This is a genomic window from Streptomyces sp. NPDC008001, from assembly GCF_042958085.1.
GTDB lineage: Bacteria > Actinomycetota > Actinomycetes > Streptomycetales > Streptomycetaceae > Streptomyces.
On sequence record NZ_JBIBIZ010000001.1, the window covers coordinates 689231 to 707749 of the forward strand.

17 protein-coding genes are annotated in these 18519 nt (G+C 75.0%); 3 read left to right on the forward strand and 14 right to left on the reverse strand.

Annotated features, from left to right (window positions below; genetic code table 11):
• Position 1: 1 nt before the first annotated feature.
• Together ACFZCD_RS02595 and ACFZCD_RS02600 are read right to left on the reverse strand one after the other, a co-directional pair.
• Positions 2-3148 carry an amino acid adenylation domain-containing protein gene (locus tag ACFZCD_RS02595; protein WP_391827082.1) on the reverse strand — a complete coding sequence of 1049 codons (3147 nt, stop codon included), beginning with the start codon at positions 3146-3148 and terminating at the stop codon, positions 2-4.
• Between the two features lie 130 nt (positions 3149-3278).
• Positions 3279-3758, reverse strand: coding sequence for a pyridoxamine 5'-phosphate oxidase family protein (locus tag ACFZCD_RS02600; protein ID WP_391827083.1), 480 nt, complete (start codon positions 3756-3758; stop codon positions 3279-3281).
• Between the two features lie 471 nt (positions 3759-4229).
• Here ACFZCD_RS02600 and ACFZCD_RS02605 point away from each other — a divergent pair, with 471 nt between their 5' ends.
• The gene (locus tag ACFZCD_RS02605; protein WP_391827085.1) at positions 4230-4397 is read left to right on the forward strand and encodes a CsbD family protein; all 168 of its coding nucleotides are present in this window, start codon (positions 4230-4232) and stop codon (positions 4395-4397) included.
• Positions 4398-4572: 175 nt separating this feature from the next.
• On the opposite strand, the gene ACFZCD_RS02610 is transcribed toward ACFZCD_RS02605, so the two are convergent.
• Positions 4573-4728 (reverse strand): hydrophobic protein, encoded by a 156-nt coding sequence (locus tag ACFZCD_RS02610; RefSeq protein ID WP_391827926.1) that lies wholly within the window; start codon positions 4726-4728, stop codon positions 4573-4575.
• 145 nt (positions 4729-4873) lie between these two features.
• Here ACFZCD_RS02610 and ACFZCD_RS02615 point away from each other — a divergent pair, with 145 nt between their 5' ends.
• Together ACFZCD_RS02615 and ACFZCD_RS02620 are read left to right on the forward strand one after the other, a co-directional pair.
• Entirely contained in the window at positions 4874-5533 is a 660-nt protein-coding gene (locus ACFZCD_RS02615; RefSeq protein WP_391827087.1) for a UdgX family uracil-DNA binding protein, read from the forward strand.
• A gap of 388 nt (positions 5534-5921) precedes the next feature.
• Positions 5922-7259, forward strand: coding sequence for an MFS transporter (locus ACFZCD_RS02620; RefSeq protein WP_391827089.1), 1338 nt, complete (start codon positions 5922-5924; stop codon positions 7257-7259).
• A 65-nt stretch (positions 7260-7324) separates the two neighbouring features.
• On the opposite strand, the gene ACFZCD_RS02625 is transcribed toward ACFZCD_RS02620, so the two are convergent.
• The 11 genes from ACFZCD_RS02625 to ACFZCD_RS02675 all read right to left on the reverse strand — a co-directional run bounded on the left by ACFZCD_RS02625 (position 7325) and on the right by ACFZCD_RS02675 (position 18346).
• Entirely contained in the window at positions 7325-7543 is a 219-nt protein-coding gene (locus ACFZCD_RS02625; RefSeq protein WP_391827091.1) for a DUF6480 family protein, read from the reverse strand.
• A 175-nt stretch (positions 7544-7718) separates the two neighbouring features.
• Entirely contained in the window at positions 7719-8663 is a 945-nt protein-coding gene (locus tag ACFZCD_RS02630; RefSeq protein ID WP_391827093.1) for a glycosyltransferase family 9 protein, read from the reverse strand.
• Complete coding sequence (rfaE2, locus tag ACFZCD_RS02635) at positions 8660-10102, reverse strand: D-glycero-beta-D-manno-heptose 1-phosphate adenylyltransferase (RefSeq protein ID WP_391827095.1); 1443 nt, start codon at positions 10100-10102, stop codon at positions 8660-8662. Before rfaE2 ends, ACFZCD_RS02630 begins: the two co-directional genes overlap by 4 nt.
• Before the next feature lie 48 nt (positions 10103-10150).
• Positions 10151-10747 carry an SIS domain-containing protein gene (locus ACFZCD_RS02640; RefSeq protein ID WP_391827097.1) on the reverse strand — a complete coding sequence of 199 codons (597 nt, stop codon included), beginning with the start codon at positions 10745-10747 and terminating at the stop codon, positions 10151-10153.
• Positions 10744-11964 carry a glycosyltransferase gene (locus tag ACFZCD_RS02645; protein ID WP_391827099.1) on the reverse strand — a complete coding sequence of 407 codons (1221 nt, stop codon included), beginning with the start codon at positions 11962-11964 and terminating at the stop codon, positions 10744-10746. The genes ACFZCD_RS02640 and ACFZCD_RS02645 overlap by 4 nt, the downstream gene beginning before the upstream one ends.
• Positions 11961-12923, reverse strand: coding sequence for a glycosyltransferase (locus ACFZCD_RS02650; RefSeq protein WP_391827101.1), 963 nt, complete (start codon positions 12921-12923; stop codon positions 11961-11963). The genes ACFZCD_RS02645 and ACFZCD_RS02650 overlap by 4 nt, the downstream gene beginning before the upstream one ends.
• Positions 12920-13984 carry a glycosyltransferase family 9 protein gene (locus ACFZCD_RS02655; protein ID WP_391827102.1) on the reverse strand — a complete coding sequence of 355 codons (1065 nt, stop codon included), beginning with the start codon at positions 13982-13984 and terminating at the stop codon, positions 12920-12922. The genes ACFZCD_RS02650 and ACFZCD_RS02655 overlap by 4 nt, the downstream gene beginning before the upstream one ends.
• Positions 13981-14544 (reverse strand): D-glycero-alpha-D-manno-heptose-1,7-bisphosphate 7-phosphatase, encoded by a 564-nt coding sequence (locus ACFZCD_RS02660; RefSeq protein WP_391827104.1) that lies wholly within the window; start codon positions 14542-14544, stop codon positions 13981-13983. The genes ACFZCD_RS02655 and ACFZCD_RS02660 overlap by 4 nt, the downstream gene beginning before the upstream one ends.
• Positions 14541-15602 (reverse strand): glycosyltransferase family 2 protein, encoded by a 1062-nt coding sequence (locus tag ACFZCD_RS02665; RefSeq protein WP_391827106.1) that lies wholly within the window; start codon positions 15600-15602, stop codon positions 14541-14543. Before ACFZCD_RS02665 ends, ACFZCD_RS02660 begins: the two co-directional genes overlap by 4 nt.
• Complete coding sequence (locus ACFZCD_RS02670; protein WP_391827108.1) at positions 15599-17251, reverse strand: carbamoyltransferase; 1653 nt, start codon at positions 17249-17251, stop codon at positions 15599-15601. The genes ACFZCD_RS02665 and ACFZCD_RS02670 overlap by 4 nt, the downstream gene beginning before the upstream one ends.
• A gap of 135 nt (positions 17252-17386) precedes the next feature.
• The gene (locus ACFZCD_RS02675; protein WP_391827110.1) at positions 17387-18346 is read right to left on the reverse strand and encodes a UDP-glucuronic acid decarboxylase family protein; all 960 of its coding nucleotides are present in this window, start codon (positions 18344-18346) and stop codon (positions 17387-17389) included.
• Positions 18347-18519 lie beyond the last annotated feature (173 nt).

The window sequence follows — 18519 nt, forward strand, 5'->3', positions numbered from 1 at the left end:
CTCATGCCCCCTCGGAAGCCGCGCGTTCGGGCCGGGCGATGTAGCCGGACGTGAAGAAGTACTCCAGGTAGCGGTCGAGGAGGGCGGCGTCGACCGGCGGGCACTCCAGCCCGCTGCCGGCCAGTGCCTCCTCGGCGTTGCGCCGTCCCAGCACGGGGAAGACGCCGTTCAGGTACATCTCCTTCACGGAGATGTCGGCCTTGTTGCTCCGGTCGACACACAGGGAGACGAACGGGGCCGTGGGGCTGGTGGGGTTGCGGGCGACGTGGCGGACGAGTTCGCCGACCCACTGCTCGTACGGCAGCGTCCGTAACGCGAAGCCTGCCGCCCGCATGCGGTCGAGGACGTCGGCCAGGGTGGCCGGGCGGGGGTTGGTGACGTGGTGGACGCGGCCCGTGGCCGGGCGCTGCGTGGCGATGTGCACCACGGCCTCGGCGAGGTGGTCCACGGGCACGAAGTCCATCGGGAGGTCGATGTCCGGCGCGAGGCCCGTCTCGGCGATGGTCTTGAACAGCGAGCAGATGGCCGTCTCGGTGTTGCAGGCGCCGTGCTGCCGGTCGCCGGTGACCTCGTACGGCCGGTACACGGCGGTCGGCAGGCCCTGGGCCGCGGCGTTCCGCAGCACCTCTTCGGCGACCCACTTGCTCTCCGCGTAGCCCATGGTGAGCCGGTCGGCGTGGTCCAGGGGCACGTCCTCGTCGACCGTGCGCACACCGGCCGTGCCGAAGCCGGCGAGGACGGCGACGGTCGAGAGGAAGTGGACGGGGACGCGCCGGGGCGCGGCGAGCCGGACGATCTCGCGGGTGCCGTCGACGTTGGCGGGGCGCAGGGCCTCGTACGGGTAGAGGAAGTTGACCCGTGCGGCGTTGTGCACGATGAGGTCCAGGCGGCGCGACAGGTCGGCGGCGTGGCCGGGGTCCAGCCCGAGGCCGGGGGCGGCCAGGTCGGCGGGGAAGCACCGTACGCGCCGCCAGGCCGTCGCGTCCGGGCGGAGGCCGTAGCGCAGGAGGCCGGCCTTCACCCGCCGTTCGGCGTGTGCGGGGCTCGACGCCCGGACGGGGCAGTGGATGCGGGCGGTGGTGGCACGCAGCAGCCGGTCGAGGAGGAACGCACCGACGAAGCCGGTGGCGCCGGTGAGCAGCACGTCGTCGGGGCGGCCGGGCCGGGGCGCCGGTCCCTCGGCGGGCGGGAGCCGGAAGCCCAGCTCGGCCTCGCTGCGGAAGTCGACGGCGGCAGGGGCGGTGCGGGGCGTCCCGGGCGTGCTGCTGCCGGAGCGCACCTCGTGGACGGCCGAGGCGAATCCCGCCAGCGTGGGCGCCGCCAGCAGGGACCTGACGAGAGTGGAGCCCAGGCCGGCGTCGAGCTGCAGGACGGCCAGGGTGCGGGTGACGGCCTCGGCGGCCAGGAGGGAGTCGCCGCCGAGGGCGAAGAAGTCGTCGCCGGGTGCGGGGCGGACGCGCAGCACCAGCTGCCACACCTCGGCGAGCGCGTCGATCAGGCCGGCGACGCCGGGGCCGGTTGCCGCGGGCTGACCGGTCCCGCCGGTTCCACCGGTTTGAGCGTGTCCCTCGGCTTCGCCGTAGGCGGCGGTCGTGTCCGCTGCCAGCCGGCTGCGGTCCGTCTTGCCGCCGCTCGTCACCGGGAAGGAATCCCTGGCCACGAGCGCCGGGACGGCCTGGGCCGGCAGCCACTGTGCACAGTACGTGCGTATGGCGGAGAGGGGGAGGGGCCGGCCGGGCTCCGCCGGGGTGACGTAGGCGGTCAGGGCGCCCGCCTCGATCTCGACGGCGGCCTCGCCGACGTCGGGGTGGCTGCGCAGCCGGGCCTCGACCTCGTCCAGTTCGATGCGATGGCCGCGCACCTTCACCTGGCGGTCCAGGCGGCCGCGGTACTCCAGGGTGCCGTCGGCGGCCCGTACGGCCAGATCGCCCGTGCGGTAGAGCAGGCCGTGGGGCTCGGCCGCGGGCACGCTGACGAACCGCTCGGCGGTCAGCTCCGGATGGCCCGGGTACCCGAGGGCCAGCCCGTCCCCGCCGACGTACAGCTCGCCCTCCTCGCCCGGTGCCGCGGGGGAGCCGTCGGGGCGCAGGACGTGGCAGGTGGAGGCACCGAAGGGGCGGCCTATGGGAACGCTCGTGGCGTCGGCGGGCAGGGAGCGCAGCACGTGGGCCGTGGAGACCACGGAGTTCTCGGTGGGGCCGTAGAAGTTGACGACCGTCGTGTCGGGGCAGGCCTCCAGGACGGCACGGGCGAGGGCGGGGTCCATGGCTTCGCCGCCGGCCGAGACGAAGCGGAGGCGCTTGAGCGCGCGGGGCCGGTTGCGCGCGACGAGGTGGAAGACGCTCGTCGTCAGATAGGCCACGGTCACGCCGTGCGCGTGGAAGACCTCCTCCAGCGCCGCCGGGGACAACAGCTCCTCGCGGTCGGCGAGGACCAGGCAGGCGCCGGTGAGCAGGGCTCCCCAGATCTCGATGGTGGACGCGTCGGAGGAGAGGCCGTAGGCGTGCAGGACCCCGTCGCCGGGGCCGGGCGGCGGCAGTTCGGGATCGGAGAACACCAGGCGGACCACTCCCCGGTGCGGGACGGCCACCGGCTTGGGCCGGCCGGTCGACCCGGACGTGAACATCACGTAGGCGCAGTCGGTCGCGGGAACAGCCGTCGTGGGGAGGGCGGTTGCCGCGTCGGGCGTGTGCGGGGCCGCCGCTTCCGTGCCGACGGCGTCGACCTCGATCCAGGTGAGCAGCCCGCGCACGCGTCGTCCGCTGCCGGGGAGGACGGCGGCCGCCCGCAGGCCCGCGTCCTCGGCCATGGCCCGCAGCCGGGCCGGCGGGAGCTCCTCGTCCAGCGGTACGTAGGCGCAGCCGGCCTTGAGGATGCCGACGACGGCGACGAGCGCTTCCAGGGAGCGGCTGCCGCACACGCCCACCGGCGATCCGGGCTCGATGCCGTGGGCGAGCAGGCGAGCGGCGAAGTCATCTGAGCAGGCGGCGAGTTGACCGTAGGTCAGAGTGCGGTCGTGGTGCCGGGCCGCGAGGTCGTGCGGCCGGAGGGCCGCCTGTGCTGCGAACAGCTCGGCCAGGCTGCGCTCCCTCGGATAACCGTGCGGGGTAAGGGGAGCGGGGTGCGCCGGGACGTGCGTATCTGCCATGAGTGACTGCTCGCTTCCGGGAAGGGTGCCATGTCGTTCATCGCTTGCATCGCTTGCATCACTTGCGCCGTGTGCATCACGTGCGTCGCTTGCTCGTCGGGTGTCTCCGGTCTGTCACGTCGCATGTCCTTCACCCGTCCCGGTCCGGCCGGTCGGCCTCGGCGAACTCCGCGGCGAACGCGGCGAAGTTCGCGGTGCGCCAGCGCTGCGGTCGCATGCGGAAGGTGATGTCGTCCACGAGCTGGTCGGCAGTGGACTTCAGATAGGCGCGGGCCTCTTCGGGGTCGAGGTACCGGTGGGCGATGGTCTCGCGCTCGTCCGGATCCGCGGGGTCGGTGACCGAGGTGATGGGGCCCTCCACGCTCACGTACCGGTAGGGCGGCTGCTCGTCCTGCACGCAGAGGCTGAACCGGCCCGCCGCCCGCAGCAGCCGGGCCTTGACGGTGTCCCGGCCGGTCTGCACGACGACCTCGCCGCCGGGCTCGTACCGGTACCAGACGGGGACGAGCAGGGGCGCGCGGTCGTCACCGGGGTCGGTGATCCCCAGCACGCCGACGTGCAGGCCGGCCAGGAAGAGCCGGCGTTCTTCGTCGGGCATCGCAGGCACCATGAAGGGCTCCTTGTGTCGTTGCGGGTCGTTGCGGGTGTTGCGGGGTGTTGGATCAAGGCCGGATGTCGGATGGACAAGCCCTCCTGCACCCGATTGACGACTTCTTAGCGCGCTATATGCGGTTAAGGCGGGCGGCTTCGGCTTGCTCGTGTGACTGGTGCGGTCAGGGTTTTGTGCGGTGACCCGTCTTTGCACAGGTCTCCACGCAAAACCCCACGCAGATGCACAGGAACGCGCACATCCGCAGCCCGTCTACGCGCGGATACCTTGTATCTCACCCATGGCAGGGGGCGCGGCAGGTGGCAAACCAGCCATGAACGAAAACGAGCCGGACCGGCGTAGGGCGACAGTGGTGCAGGGCACGCAGCCCGACGGGGCCGGGCCGGGTTGCGGTCGCCGGGTGGCGGGCGTGAGCTGGAGGTACCGGCACGGCACGTACCGGCACTACTCCGTCATGCGGGAGGCACCGTCATGGGCAGGGCACGAGCCAAGGCCAAGCAGGCCAAGGGTGCGGTGAAGGAGACCCTCGGCCAGGTCGCCCGCGACCCCAAGCGGGAAGTCGAAGGCCACGTCGAGAAGCTCGAAGGGAAGGCGCAGGACGCGGCAGCTGCTGCCAAGCGTCGCAAGCACGCGAAGTAGAAGAATCAGAGGCAGAAAAGCAGGGGGGCGCATTGACGCGGCCCGGCCGACATTCGGCCGAGCCGCGCACAAGGCTATGAGACCTCAGGCACCCTCGGGCGGCTCCGAGACCTCGCCGGCCGTCCCGGGAGACCGAGCCTCCATGGCCGGTCCCGCAGGGACCCCACGGCGACCCTCACCAGCGATACCAGCGACCTCCGCCGGAACGCGCCAGGAAGCCGAGCAGCCAGATGACCAGGACCGCCAGGGCCACCCACCACAACACCTTCACCGCGAACCCCGCGCCGAAGAGAATGATGATGAGGACCAGTACCAGGAGCAACGGCACCATCTTGAACACCTCCTGCCGGCGGCCCGTCGCGGGTTGCCGGGTCGTCTTCCAGTGTCTCCCTCTCGCCCCGATTTGTCTCCCTCATCCCGGATAGCGGCCCGCCGGGCCCCGGACGACACTGGGCAGGACGAGGAAGGGCGGAGCCGTGACCGGTGCCGAGGAACGCTACGACGCCACCCCCTACGTGCCCCCGCGCGGCGGACTGAAGGCGGTCCGGGAGGCGGCGGCCGGCTGCCGGGGCTGCCCGCTGCACCGGGAGGCCACCCAGACCGTCTTCGGCGCGGGCGAGCCCTCGGCCCGCTTCCTGCTCGTCGGGGAGCAGCCCGGTGATCAGGAGGACCGCAAGGGCCGGCCGTTCGTCGGCCCGGCGGGCGGGGTGCTGAACCGGGCCCTGGAGGAGGCCGGCATCGACCCGGACGACACCTACGTCACCAACGCCGTCAAACACTTCAAGTTCGTGCAGTCCGGCCCCGGCAAGCGCCGTATCCACAAGGCCCCGGACCTGCGCGAGATGCGCGCCTGCCGGCCCTGGCTGGCCGCCGAGCTGCGGCTCGTCGACCCGGAGGTCGTGGTCGCGCTCGGCGCGACGGCGGGCAAGGCGCTGCTCGGCCCCTCGTTCCGGGTGACCCGCGACCGCGGCGTGGCCCTGCCGCTGCCGCCGCTGGACGGGGGCGAGGAGAGCGAGGGCGTCGTGGTCGCCACCCTCCACCCCTCCGCGGTGCTGCGTGCGGACGAGGAGCAGCGGGCGCAGGCGTACGCGGGCCTGGTCGCGGATCTACGGGTCGCCGGGCGCTTGCTGTCCTGACGCCTGCGGTCCCGACACCTGCTGCCCTGACGCTCGCCGTCCCGACGCCTGCCGTCCCGGCGCCGGCTGCTCCGGCGCCTCCCTCCCCGGCGGCCGGACGCCCCGCGTGTGACCTCCCGCACCACGCCCTGAGCAGGGCTTTTGCGCCGGGTGACCCACCCCACAGCCGCTGCGCTTCCCCGGCCCGGGAAGCGCTTGTGACGATGTTGAGGACATCGGAGCGCCGCCGTAAGCGTGCATGTGGGTGCCTCGGTGTCCTCCCGGCCCACGCCCCAGGGTTTCGTCGCCCTGCGGGCTCCTCGCTGCCCGGACAGGGGCGCGAACGTGCCGGCCCGCCGCCCCCGACCCCCGGACCGGACCCTTGCGCTTCCCCTTCCGCCAGCCCGCCATGTCTCCCGTGCCTGCAGACGCCGCAGACGCCGCAGCCGTGCGCCCCGTCCGTGCGCTCCTCGGACGCCGCTCGGCGACCGGTGACCGCTCGCCGTGGCGCTGCCTGCGCAGTCGCAGCATGCGGTGGTGGTCCGCCGCGAACCTGGTGTCCAACCTGGGCACCTGGATGCAGCTGACCGTGCAGAACCTCCTCGTCCTCCAGCTCACCGGCTCGGCCGCCGCCACCGGCCTGTCGCTGTCGGTGCAGGCCGCGCCCGGTCTGCTGTTCGGTCTCCTCGGCGGTGCCGTGGTCGACCGCTGGCCCCGGAAGCTGACCGCCGGGGTGAGCCAGGCCCTGCTGGCGCTGGTGGCCTTCACCACCGCCGTGCTGATCGGCCTCGGCATGCTCAGCGTCCCGGTGCTGATGGGCCTCGCGGCCGTCACCGGCCTGATCGCCACGGTGGACGGGCCTGCGACGTCACTGCTGGGCAACGACCTGGTCCCCGAGAAGGACGTCCCCTCGGCGATCGCCCTGGGGTCGGTCGTGCACAGCGTGGGCCGGCTCGCCGGTACCGCCCTGGCGGCCGTGGGCATCGCCGCGATCGGCACCGCCGGCGCCTATGCGGTCAACGGCCTGTCGTTCCTCTTCGTGACCGCCGTCATCCCGTTCCTGCGGCTCCATCCGGACGCCGCCGCGGTGGTTCCTGCCGAGCCGCAGGAGCGGAGCGCGGGCGGCCGGGCCGGCCTGGCCTTCTTCCTCGGCCGCAGGGGCCTGGTGGCGCTGGCCGTGATCGGTGCGGTGAGTGCGGTGCTCGGCCGTAACTACCAGCTCACGCTGGCCACGCTCGTCACGGGCCCGCTGCACGGCGGTGCGGGGGCGTACGGCGTGGTGTCGGCCCTGCTGGCGATCGGCGGCATCGTCGGCGCCGTGGTGGCCGGACGCCTGCAGCGGCCCACGGTCCGGCTGGTGGCGCTCCTGGCGGCCGCCGGCGCTGTGCTGCAGATGGTCGCCGGGCTCAGCCCGGCCCTCGCGATGCTGCTGGTGATGGTCGTGCCCATGGCCGTCGCCGAGTCCGTGGCCGACACCGCGACGGCCACCGTGCTGCAGACCGACCCGCCGCCGCACATGCGCGGCCGCGTGCTGGGCGTGTGGCGCAGCCTGAGCACCTCCTGGAGCCTGGCCGGGCCGCTGCTGCTGGGCCTGCTGGTGCAGGGCGCCGGTGAGCGCGGCGCGCTCGTGGCCGGCGGTGCCGTGATCGTGGCGGTCATCGGTGCGGGCGCCCTCGTCCACCGCCGGGCCCGGGTCCGGCCCGCCCCCGTTCCCGCCCTGGAGCCGGCCTTCCAGACGGCGGCCTAGGCGCTCCGCAGGGACTGCGGTCCGGTCGGTCCCGGGGCCGGTGGCCGGTGGAGGCCCGGCCGTGATCACACGATCGCGGCCCAGATGATGACGGTGACGGCGAAGAGCAGCACCATGGTGCCGATGACGATGACCGGCCCCTTGGCCCAGCCCCGCGAGAGGTCGTCGCGCGGGCCCGCGCCGCCGGTGCTGTCCTCGCCGGGCGGGGTCTCGCCGGGCGGGACTCCGCCGCCGGGCTCCAGACCGGGTGTGCGCTCGGGATCGGGATCGTGGACCGAAGCCATGGTGGTGCCCCGCTCTCTCGGGTCGAGGGTCCGTACGGGCCCGGGTCGGCCGGCCGCCCGGGCCGGGCCGCCCCATCGGGTGCCCCCTCCGTTTCCAGAGTGCCTCTCCGGCCGGTCCGGTGCAGTGCGTAGGAGGGGTGCGCACGCCCGGCACATCGAACAGTGCGTTGAAGAGCTATTCCTCACGGGCCGCCGCCATGACCCCCCGCGCGGCCGTGACGACCTCCGCGATGCCGATGCGCAGGAGGAGCGGGTCCGGTTCTCCGCCGTGCGGGTCGCCCGGCGGGCCCGCGTGCCAGAGGGCCGCGTGCCTCGGTGACGGCGGGGGACCCCACAGGGCGGGCGACACGGGACCGAAGAGCGTCACGCTGGGCGTTCCGCAGGCGACCGCGAGGTGGGCGAGGCCGGTGTCGCCGCTGATCACCGCCGACGCGTGGGCGACCAGGGCGGACAGCGTGCCGAAGGGCAGCTCGCCGCCGAGCGGCTCGGCCCCGGGGGAGGCCACGGCGCTCACCAGATCCTCTTCGCCGCGGCCACCGGTCACCACGACCCGGTGGCCGCGGCGCAGCAGCTCGCGGACCACGGCGGCGTAGCGCTCGGCCGGCCAGCGCCGGGCGGCCGAGGCGGCCCCGGGGTGCACCACGACGACGCCCGGCGCGGGCGAGGCCGCGGGCGGGTGCGGCAGGGCCAGGTCACGGGCGTCGGCGGGGATGCCGTACGCCCGCAGCAGCCGGCACCAGCGCTCGCGTTCGTGCTCGTGCGGAAGCCAGGGAGGGCCGTCCACCTCGGGCGTGCCCGGGTGAGCGAAAGCCAGCAGCCTGCCGGGGCCGAGCCGCTGCAGCAGCCGGTGGCTGGGCGGGCCGTTGCCGTGCAGGTCCACGGCGACGTCCGGCGGCGGGCCGTGCCAGGGCAGGGCGCTCGGCACGGCGCGCCCGGGGGCGGCGGCCGGGAGCAGCGTGTCCACGGCGCCGGTCGCCGCTGCGGCCTCGGTGAGCTCCTGCGGTGCCGCGAGGATCAGCTCGTGACGGGGGTAGGCGCGCCGCAGTGCCCGCAGGGCGGGCACTCCGGCGAGCAGGTCGCCCAGGCCGAGGGCCCGGAGGACCAGCACCCGGTGCCTCATGAGGCCCTGCGGCCGACGGCCGCCCGCGTCGCGAGCAGCGTGCTCGACCGCCCGTCGACGTACGGCAGCAGCACGGCCTGCCCGCCCCATGCGGACAGCTGCGCGGCCTCCGGCATCTGCTCCACCGAGTAGTCGCCGCCCTTGACCCAGACGTGCGGGCGCAGCTGGGCCACCAGCCGTTCCGGGGTGTCCTCGTCGAACGCCACGACGGCGTCCACGCACTGGAGGGCCCGCAGCACCCGGACGCGGTCGGGCAGCGGGTTGATGGGCCGGGACGGCCCCTTGCGGCGCCGCACCGAGGCGTCCGAGTTGAGGCAGACGATCAGGCAGTCGCCGATGCCCCGGGCCTGCTGGAGCATGCTGACGTGCCCGGCGTGCAGCAGGTCGAAGCAGCCTCCCGCCGCGACGACCGTGCCTCCGGCGGCGCGGACCCGGCGGGCCAGCTGGATGCCGTCGTCGGTCCCGGGGCCGTCGTGCTCCTGCCCCGCGGTGTCCTCCGGGGAGAGCGCCTGGACGGCGGCGCGGGGCCCGCCCTCGGCGACGTAGCGGGTGGCCGCGGCCACCGCGCCCTGCACGGCCTCCGCGGGCAGGGCGCCGTCGCCGAGCAGCCCGGCGGCCGTCGCCGCGAAGCAGTCGCCGGCGCCGCAGGCGTCACCGCCGTACCGGGCGGCCGCAGGGACGAGCAGGGGGCTGTCCCCGTTGGACAGCAGCGCGCCCCGCGCGCCCAGGGTGACCGCCACGCCGGCGGCCTGCCAGCGTCGTACCAGGGCCGCGGCCGTACGGGCCACGGTCCGCAGTTCGTCCCCGTCGCCGTCCCCGTCACTGTCCCCCTCGCCGTCTTCGTGGCCGGCGATGTGACCGAGGAACCGGCGGGCCTCCTCGCCCGTGGGCGTCACCAGCCGCGCTCCGGGGACCGGGGGCCCGCCGCGCGGGTGCGGGTCCCACACGAGCGTCGCGCCGCGGGCGCGGGAGGCGAGTTCGTCGCGCAGGACGTCGGCGGTGCCCCGCGCGTAGTCCGCGACGAGGAGTGCCGCCGCCTCCGCCACGGCCCGGCGTGCCGCGTCACTGGTCCCGGAGGCCCGGCCGGAGCCCCGGTCGAGCCGCACCACGGAGCGGCCGTCCGCCATGACCCGGGTCTTCTCGGGGAGTTCGCCGTCGAGGGGGAGTGCCGCCACGGTCACGTGGGGTTCCAGGAGGGCGCGCACGCGCAGGCTCGCCGGGTCCGAGCTGAGGGCGGTGACGAGCGTGACGGGGCGTCCCCCTCGTGCGGCGAGGTACGCGGCCAGGGCCGCGCCGCCGGGACGGAGGTGTTCCGTGCAGTCCTCCAGGACGGGCACGGGGGCGTCGGGCGCCAGCCGCTCGGCGGTGCCCATGAGGTCCCGGTCGAGCAGCGCGTCCCCGACGACCACCAAGGGAGTCGTCTCACTCGTACCCTCCATGGCAAGCAGTCCCTTCCTGGCTTTCCTGCGGTCGTGTCACCGGTCGTGTCAGATGCCCAGCGCCGCGTCGAAGGCGCCGCACATCAAGTGCACCGCCACCAGATGCAGTTCCTGGACGGTCGCGGTGGTGGCCGCGTCCACGCTCAGCGCCTCGTCGCCGGCCGCGGCCAGCGGGTTGGGGGCGGGGCCGGTCAGCGCCCAGACGCGGGCGGCCGATTCGTGCCCGGCCGCGGCGGCGGACAGCAGGTTGGGGCTGGCGCCGCTCGTGGACATCAGGATCAGCACGTCTCCGGGGCGGGCGTGCGCGCGCACCTGGCGCGCGAACAGCTGGTCGGCGCCGTAGTCGTTGACGATGGCGGTGCAGCTGGAGGTGTCGGCGTGCAGGGCGATCGCCGAGAACGGCGCCCGGTCCGTGCGGTAGCGGCCGACGAGTTCGGCGGTGAGGTGCTGGGCCTGGGCGGCGCTGCCGCCGTTGCCCGCCGCGAGCAGCCGGCCGCCCGCGAGCAGGGACGCGGCCAGCCGCGACCCCCAGCGCTCCGCGGTCGCCGCCTGCTCGGCACGGAACCGCTCCAGGGCGGCGAGGAGGCGGCCGCAGTGGTCGCTCTCCGGTATCGCGGCGGACCGGGTCGTACGCGTGGCGGTCATCGGGCACCTCCGGAAGGGACGGTGGCGGGGGCGGCGACCCGGTCGTAGACGCTCTCCACGCCGTCCGCCACCCGGCCCCAGGTGAACCGGTCGAGGACGCGCGTCCGCCCGGCGCTGCCGAAGCGCGCCAGCCGCTCGGGAGCCCCGAGGAGGTCCCGCACCGCTGCGGCGAGGAGGTCGGGGCGGCCGGGCTCGATCAGCAGCCCCGTCTCGCCGTGCGCGACGGTGTCGCGGTGGCCGCCGACGTCCGTGGCGATCACCGGCACGCCGCAGGCCATGGCCTCCAGCGGCACGATGCCGAACGGTTCGTAGACCGGCGTGCACAGGACCAGGTCGCTGCTGCGGATCAGTGCGGGCATGTCCTCGTGCGGCACGCAGCCGAGCAGCACCAGCCGTTCGGCGACGCCCAAGTGCCGTGCGAGGCCCAGCAGCCGGGCCGCTTCGGGATCCTCCAGGACGCAGTCGGCGGGCGGGCCCCCGGCCACCACCAGCTCGGCGTCCGGGATGCGGGCCAGTGCGCGCAGGGCCAGGTCCACGCCCTTGCGGGCGACGAGCCTGCCGATCGTCAGCAGCCGGTACCGGGCCCGGCGGCCGGGCGTGAGGGCGATGCGGCCGCGCGGGGAGAACTGGTCGGTGTCCACGCCGCAGGGCACGACGGAGCAGTGGTACGAGGGGATGCCCATGGCCGTCAGTTCCCGCACCTCGTCCGAGCAGGTGGCCAGGACCCTGGCGCAGGACATGCCGATCCGCCGCTCGATGTCCGGGCGTCCCGGCGGGCTGGTGTCGGCGGCCCCCTGGTGGCGCCGCTTGACGGTGCCCAGCGCGTGGTAGGTCTGCACGACCGGCACCGTCAGGTGGCTGGTGGCCAGCATCGTGGCGAGGCCGGACATCCAGAAGTGGGCGTGTGCCACCTCGGGCGGCTCCTGCTCCCACCTCCTGGCGAGCTGGGCGCCGAAGCAGGGCATGTGTTCCAGCAGCTCGTCCTTGGGCACCGCCCGGGCCGGGCCGGCCCGCACGTGTTCGACCACGGCACCGGACGGCAGTGGCACCCGGTCGGGCAGGTCGTCGTCGTCCCTGCGGGTGTAGACGGTCACTTCGTGGCCGCGGCCGGCCAGCCGGTCGGCCAGGCGCGCGACGTACACGTTCTGGCCTCCCGCGTCCGTCCCGCCGAGCGTGGCGAGCGGACTCGCGTGTTCGGACACCATGACGATCTTCATCCGGTCACCTCCTTGAGCAGCCGGTCCCAGTCGTCGAGGAACCGGGGCAGGCCGTAGCGCGCGAGCGCCGCGGCGCGTGCGGCCCGGCCGGTCTCCCGGGCCGTGCCGGGGTCGGCGATGAAGCCGCGGACGGCGTCGTGCAGGACGTCGAGCCGGTTGGAGACCACGCCGGCGCCCGCCGGGACGGCCTCCGTGACCTCGGTGGTGGCCAGGGCCACCACCGGCATGCCGAGGTGCATGGCCTCCAGGAGCGACAGGCCCAGCGAGGTCCACCGCACCGGGTGGAGGTACACCCTGCGCTCGGCCAGCGCCCGGTGCAGCCGGGACTGGGTCAGCTCCTCTCCGCGGCACCGCCCGGCGGGGATCCCCAAGCGCTCGGCCAGGTGCTCGGTGCCCATGCCGAAGACGTCCAGGGGGGCCGCTTCCGAGAAGTAGCCGAGCAGGTCGGTGCCGGTCGTGCGGCCCCGCCGCAGCGGCTCGTTGACGACGACCGCTGCCCGCTCCAGGCGTCCGGTCCACAGCGGCCCGGGGTCGACGATGCCGTGCTCGATGACGGTGGCCGGTGTCGTCCCGCAGTCCCACAGCAAGCGGTTGAAGTGGGTGACGTGGACGATCGTCAGGTCCGGCCGGTCCGCGGCCGGATGCCGTGTGTCGGGCACCGGCCCGCCGGGGGCGTTGTGCTCCAGGTAGACCGTGGGCACGTCGCGGCCGGGCACCCGGCCCAGCCACTGCCGGGCCAGCTCGAACTCGTGCGGGCGCTGCAGGACCAGCACGTCGATGCCGGTCTCCCGCAACTGCTCCGGGGTGAGCTCGATGACGGAGGCGGGCCAGTCGAAGGTGGCGGCGCGGCCCAGCCCGTCGGGCCCGCGGTCCTCCGTGACCGGCACCAGGTAGGTGTGCGGGCCCTGGACGAACGCCGTCGTCCACGAGCCGTGCACGTGCCACAGCAGGATCCTCATGGCGTCCACTCCGTTCGCTCCGCCTGTCCCGCCCGCTCCGGGCGGGACTCGAGTCCGGGGGCGCGCCCGGTGAGCTTCTCCACGGCGGCCAGCACGTCCTCCGGCGACACGGTGCCCAGGCACGGGTGCCCCACGACGGGGCAGACCCGTGCGCGGGTGCCCGCGCACGGGGCGTCGGGGTCGCCAAGCAGCACGTGCGGGACCCCGAAGGGGGCCCACCGCTCGGCCGGCACCACGGGTGCGAAGAGCGACACCACGGGAGTGCCCACCGCGGCGGCCAGATGGGCGGGCCCGGTGTTCCCGGCGACCACGGCGGCCGCGCGGGAGAGCACCCCGGCCAGCTCGTCCGAGGTGGTGCGGCCGCCCAGGTCCAGGGCCGCTCCGTTGGCGACGGCAGCCGTCAGCTCCCGTTCGCCGGGGCCGCCGGTGACGACGGTCCGGTACCCGGCCCGCTGCAGCAGCCGCACGGCGGCCGCGAAGCGCTCCCGCCCCCACTGACGGGCCGGCACCGCCGCACCGGGATGGACCACGACGTAGTCGTCCTCGCCGACCGGGTCGCCGAGGCCGGCCGGCCTTCGTACGGCCAGACGCCCGTCGTCGCCCTGCGGCAACGGGAAACCGGCGGCCTCGGCGAGGTCCAGGGAGGCCTCCACCTCGTGCCGGTGCGGCAGCCGGTGGTGCCGCAGGTCCAGCAGCGCACCCGGGTAGTCCTCGCAGTCGGCGGCCAGCCGCCGCACACCCGCCATGCGCAGCAACAGCGCCAGCGGCAGCGGGCTCTGGTGGAAGGACGTCAGGATGAGCGCCGCGTCGGGCGGATCCTGGGCGATGCGCCCGACGAGCCGTGCCACGTCGGCCTCCTCCACCGGCGGCGGGTCGAAACCCACCCAGGGCGCGTCCCACACGATCACCTCGTCCACGCCCGGCAGCATCCGTGCGGCGGGGGCGCCGAGGGGACCGCACAGCAGCGTCGTGCGGTCGGCGCGGGCGGCGACGGCGCGTACCGCCGGCCCGGCGAGCAGAACGTCACCGAAGCTGTCCAGCCGTGCGACCAGGGCCTTCACCGTCGCTCACCGTCCCCTGCCCCGGCGGGCACGCCCTCGCCCAGGACGGCGCGCACCGCGGCCGGCAGATCACCGGCCGACCGGAGCGCCCGGGCCACCTCCTCGGCACGGGTGACCGGGGTCGGCACCAGCACGCCCGTGGCTCCCGCCGCTGCCGCCGCATCCATGTCGCTGCCGATGTCACCGATCAGCACACACTCGCCCGGCGCCACACCCAGCCGCCGGGCGGCCGCCAGCACCAGCCCCGGCGCCGGCTTGCGGCAGCCGCAGCCCGCGTCCGGACTGTGCGGGCAGACCGCCCACACGTCGAACGGACCGAGGAGCTGCTCCACCCGGGCGTTGACCGCCCGCACCTCTTCCGCCGTGAGCAGCCCCCGGCCGATGCCCGACTGGTTGGTGACCACGCCGGTGCGCACCCCCCGCCGCCGCAGCGCCTCAAGGGCCCGGCCCACGCCCGGCAGCGGGACGACCCGGCCGGGGTCCCCGTTGTAGGGCACGTCCTCGACCAGCGTGCCGTCCCGGTCGAACAGCACGGCGGCGGGCAGCCGGCGGCCGCTCATGCCACCGGGCCCTTCTGTGCCGCCGGCCGCTCCGGGCACACCGGGGCCGGTGCGGACGGCTCCACCGGCAGCGGCTGCTGCCCGCGGTGACGCCAGGCGCCGCGCAGCCGGTGCCAGACGGCCAGCGGCGGGACGGCGACGCTCGTGGCCGCCATGGCGACGACCTCCCGGGGGGTACGGGGTCCGGGTGCGATCCGTGCCCACGCGAACTCGGTGGTTCCCACAGCCCAGACCAGCGCGGCAGCCGTGCTCGTTCGCGGCCGGCGGGCCAGGGTGAACGCGGCTGCCGCGGCCCCGGCCGCGGTGACCGCCGCGTGCCGCCGCAGCCTTCCCCGCGGCGCCTCCGCCCGCTGCCACCAGTCCCGTCCGTGCAGCCGCACCATCAGGGCGTCGTCGGCGTTGCCGGCCTGCTGACGCAGCGAAACCCAGGGACCGGCGGGCCGCACGGGGTGCCGCGTGACGCGCGTCCCCCGCTCCAGCAGCCAGCCCGCGGCCATGACCCGCAGGGCCAGGTCGGCGTCCTCCCGGAACGCCCGCGGGAAGCGTTCGTCGAAGCCGCCCGCACCGGCGAGCGCGGCCTTCCGGTACGCCATGTCGGCCGTCGCCCACCGGGCTCCGGCCAGCCCCGCCGTGCCGCGCTCCCAGTCCGTGGGGCGCCGGCCGGCGGGCAGCGGAACGTCGAGGACGCCCTGCACCCCGCCCACCCACGGCGGGACGCCGCTCAGGTCAGCGCCGAGCCGCTCCCGCCACGCGGGGGTGACCCGCACGTCGTCGTCGAGGAAGACCACCCACGGGGCGGAGACCGTCCGCCAGCCCGTGTTGCGCGCGGCGGCCGGCCCGCGGCCGCCGCTGCGCAGGAGGCGCGCCCTGCCGCGCAGTTCGCCGAGCGCCTCCAGGGACAGCGGCGGAAGCACGTCCGGGGAGCCCGGCCGGTCGTCCACGACGACCACCTCGTACGGCCCGGGGCCCGCCGAGCGGGCCAGCGCGGCGAGGCAGTCGCCGAGGCACGGGCGCCCGATGGTGGGGATGACGACCGCGTAGGTCGGTGCGGTGCTCATGACGCCTCCCGCGTCGCGTACGCACGGCTCCGCCGCACCGCGTACGGGCCGATCGCCAGCAGGTCCACCGGCGCCGAGCCGAAGCACTCCAGCGCGTCCCGGGGGTCGTCGACCATCGGCCGGCCCGCCGTGTTGAGGCTGGTGTTGACGACCACGGGCAGTCCCGTGCGCCGCTCGAAGGCGGCCAGCATCCGCGCCACCAGCGGCTCCCGCGCCGGGTCGACCGTCTGGATCCGCGCGGTCCCGTCGACGTGCACGACCGCCGGGATCCGGTCCCGCCACGCCCGCGTCACCCGGTGCACGAAGAGCATGTACGGGCTGGGGACGGGCCCTTCGAAGATGTCCGCCGCGCGGTCGGCCAGGACCATGGGGGCCACGGGACGGAACTCCTCCCGGCCCTTGACGTGGTTGAGCCGTTCCAGGTTCTCCGCACGCCCCGGGTGGGCGAGCAGGGAGCGGTGCCCGAGGGCCCGGGGCCCGTACTCGCTGCGGCCCTGGAACCAGGCCACGATGCCGTCGCGGGCCAGTTCCCCGGCCACCGTCTCGGCGATGTCCGGCGGGTGCTCGTACGGGATGCGCGCACGCTCCAGCCAGTCCCGCAGTTCCTCGTCCGACCACTCCCGCCCCAGGTCCGCTCCCTCCATCGGATCGGGCAGCCTGCCGCCGGACGCCGCGAGCTGGAGCGCTCCGCCCAGGGCGGTGCCGGCGTCGCCGGCCGCGGGCTGCACCCACATGCGGTGGAACGGGCCCTCCTCGGCGATCCGCGAGTTGGCCACGCAGTTGAGCGCCACGCCGCCGGCCAGGGCGAGCGACTCGGCCCCCGTCCGCCCGTGCAGCCAGCGCACCAGGTCGAGCAGCACTTCCTCCAGGCAGGCCTGGGTGCTCGCGGCCAGGTCGGCGTGGTCCGGCGTCCACTCCTGCCCCGGGACGCGCGGTTCGGTGAACGACTCCCACGGCACGCCGCGGGCCACGAACCCGCCGTCCCCCGTCGCGTGCAGGTAGCCGCGCAGCTCCGTCAGGAACCGGGGCTTCCCGTACGCCGCGAGAGCCATCACCTTGTACTCGTCACTGCTGCGCAGGAAGCCCAGATGCTCCGTCAGGTCTTCGTAGACCAGGCCCAGCGAGGACGGCAGCTCCTGGGCGGCCAGCACCGTCAGGTCCCCGCCCCGGTACCGTCCGGCCAGGTGCGAGGCGCATTCCCCGCGCCCGTCCAGCACCAGGACGGCGCTGTCGCGGTAGGGCCCGGCGAGGGCGGCGGAGGCCGCATGGGCGACGTGGTGGGGGACGAACCGGACCCGTTCCGGGTCCAGGCCCGGCAGCGCGTCCGCCAGGAAGTGCGGAGCTTCCCTCGCGTAGGTCTGCCGCAGGGTGTCCCACGGATCGTCCAGCCCCAGCGACGGGGCGGGACGGGCCAGCGCCGGATCGTAGGAGAAGGCGACCGCGTCGAGATCCGCCGGGCGCAGGCCCGCGCGCTCCAGGCACCAGGCGGCGGAGAGGACCGGCTGCTCCCAGGCCGCGAAGGGCACCGGCCGCTTGCCGTGCTTGCGCCGCGAGAACCGCTCCTCCTCGGCGGCGGCGACGGTCCGTCCGTCGATGACCAGGGCCGCCGCGGGGTCGTGGAAGAGGGCGTTGATTCCGAGGATGCGCATGGCCTTGCTCCGTCTCCGATGAGGACGAGTGCTCCCGCTCCGATTGCGGACGGGTGCTGCCGGCGAGGGCGCGTGCTCCGGCTGAGGACGAGCGCCCCGGCACGATCAGCGCGCCGGTGATCAGGGCGCCGGCGGTCAGGGCGTGAGGGACCGGGCGAACCACTCCACGGTCCGCTTGAGCCCTTCGGCACAGTCCACCCGTGGTCGCCACCCCAGCAGCCGGTGCGCCTTCGTGGTGTCGGGCCGGCGCTTGCCGGGGTCGTCCGCGGGACGGTCCACGAAGCGGATGGTGGACGCCGAGCCGGTCAGCCCGATGATGCGCTCGGCCAGTTCGAGCACGGTCGTCTCGTCGGTCCCGCCGATGTTCACGGGTCCCGGATGGCGGCTGGCGGCCAGCGCGAGGATGCCGTCGACCGTGTCGTCGACGTAGGCCAGGGACCGCGTCTGACTGCCGTCACCGGTGACCGTCACCGGATCTCCGGCCAGGGCCTGGCGGATGAACGTCGGCACCGCGCGCCCGTCGTCGGCCCGCATCCTGGGCCCGTACGTGTTGAAGATGCGGACGATCGACGTGTCCGTACCGTGGGTGCGCCGGTACGCGCTGACCAGCGCCTCGGCGTAGCGCTTCGACTCGTCGTACACGCTGCGCGGCCCCACGGGATTGACGTTGCCCCAGTACCCCTCGTGCTGCGGGTGTTCCAACGGATCGCCGTACACCTCGGAGGTGGAGGCGAGCAGGAAGCGGGCGCCGTCACGCCGGGCCAGGTCCAGCGCGGCGCGCGTGCCGCTGCTGCCGGCCTCCAGCGTCTCGATCGGCAGGCGGAGGTAGTCGGCGGGCGAGGCCGGGCACGCCAGGTCGAGTACCAGGTCGACCGGTGCGGGTGCGGCATCGAGGCTGCCGGGCCGTGTGACGTCCTTCTCGACGAAGCAGAACCGCCGGTCGCCCGTCAAGTGCCCGATGTTGGACCGGGAACCGGTGGCGAGGTTGTCGACGCAGAAGACTTCGGTCCCCTCGGCCAGCAGCCGCTCACAGACGTGCGAGCCGATGAAGCCGGCCCCTCCGGTCACTACGGCGCGCTTCCAGCCTGCACCCATGACGGCCCTCCTTCGGACGGCGGCCGGCAGAACCGGTGCGCAAGGGGCGGAACTCGTGCCCGGACCCCGTGCCGGATCTGTCGACGAAGCGGAGCAGATGACAGCCGTGTCCTCGTGCGTATCCCTGTCTCGGGGGCTCTGCAGGGTCTGCAGGCTCTGCGGGAGACGGCCCG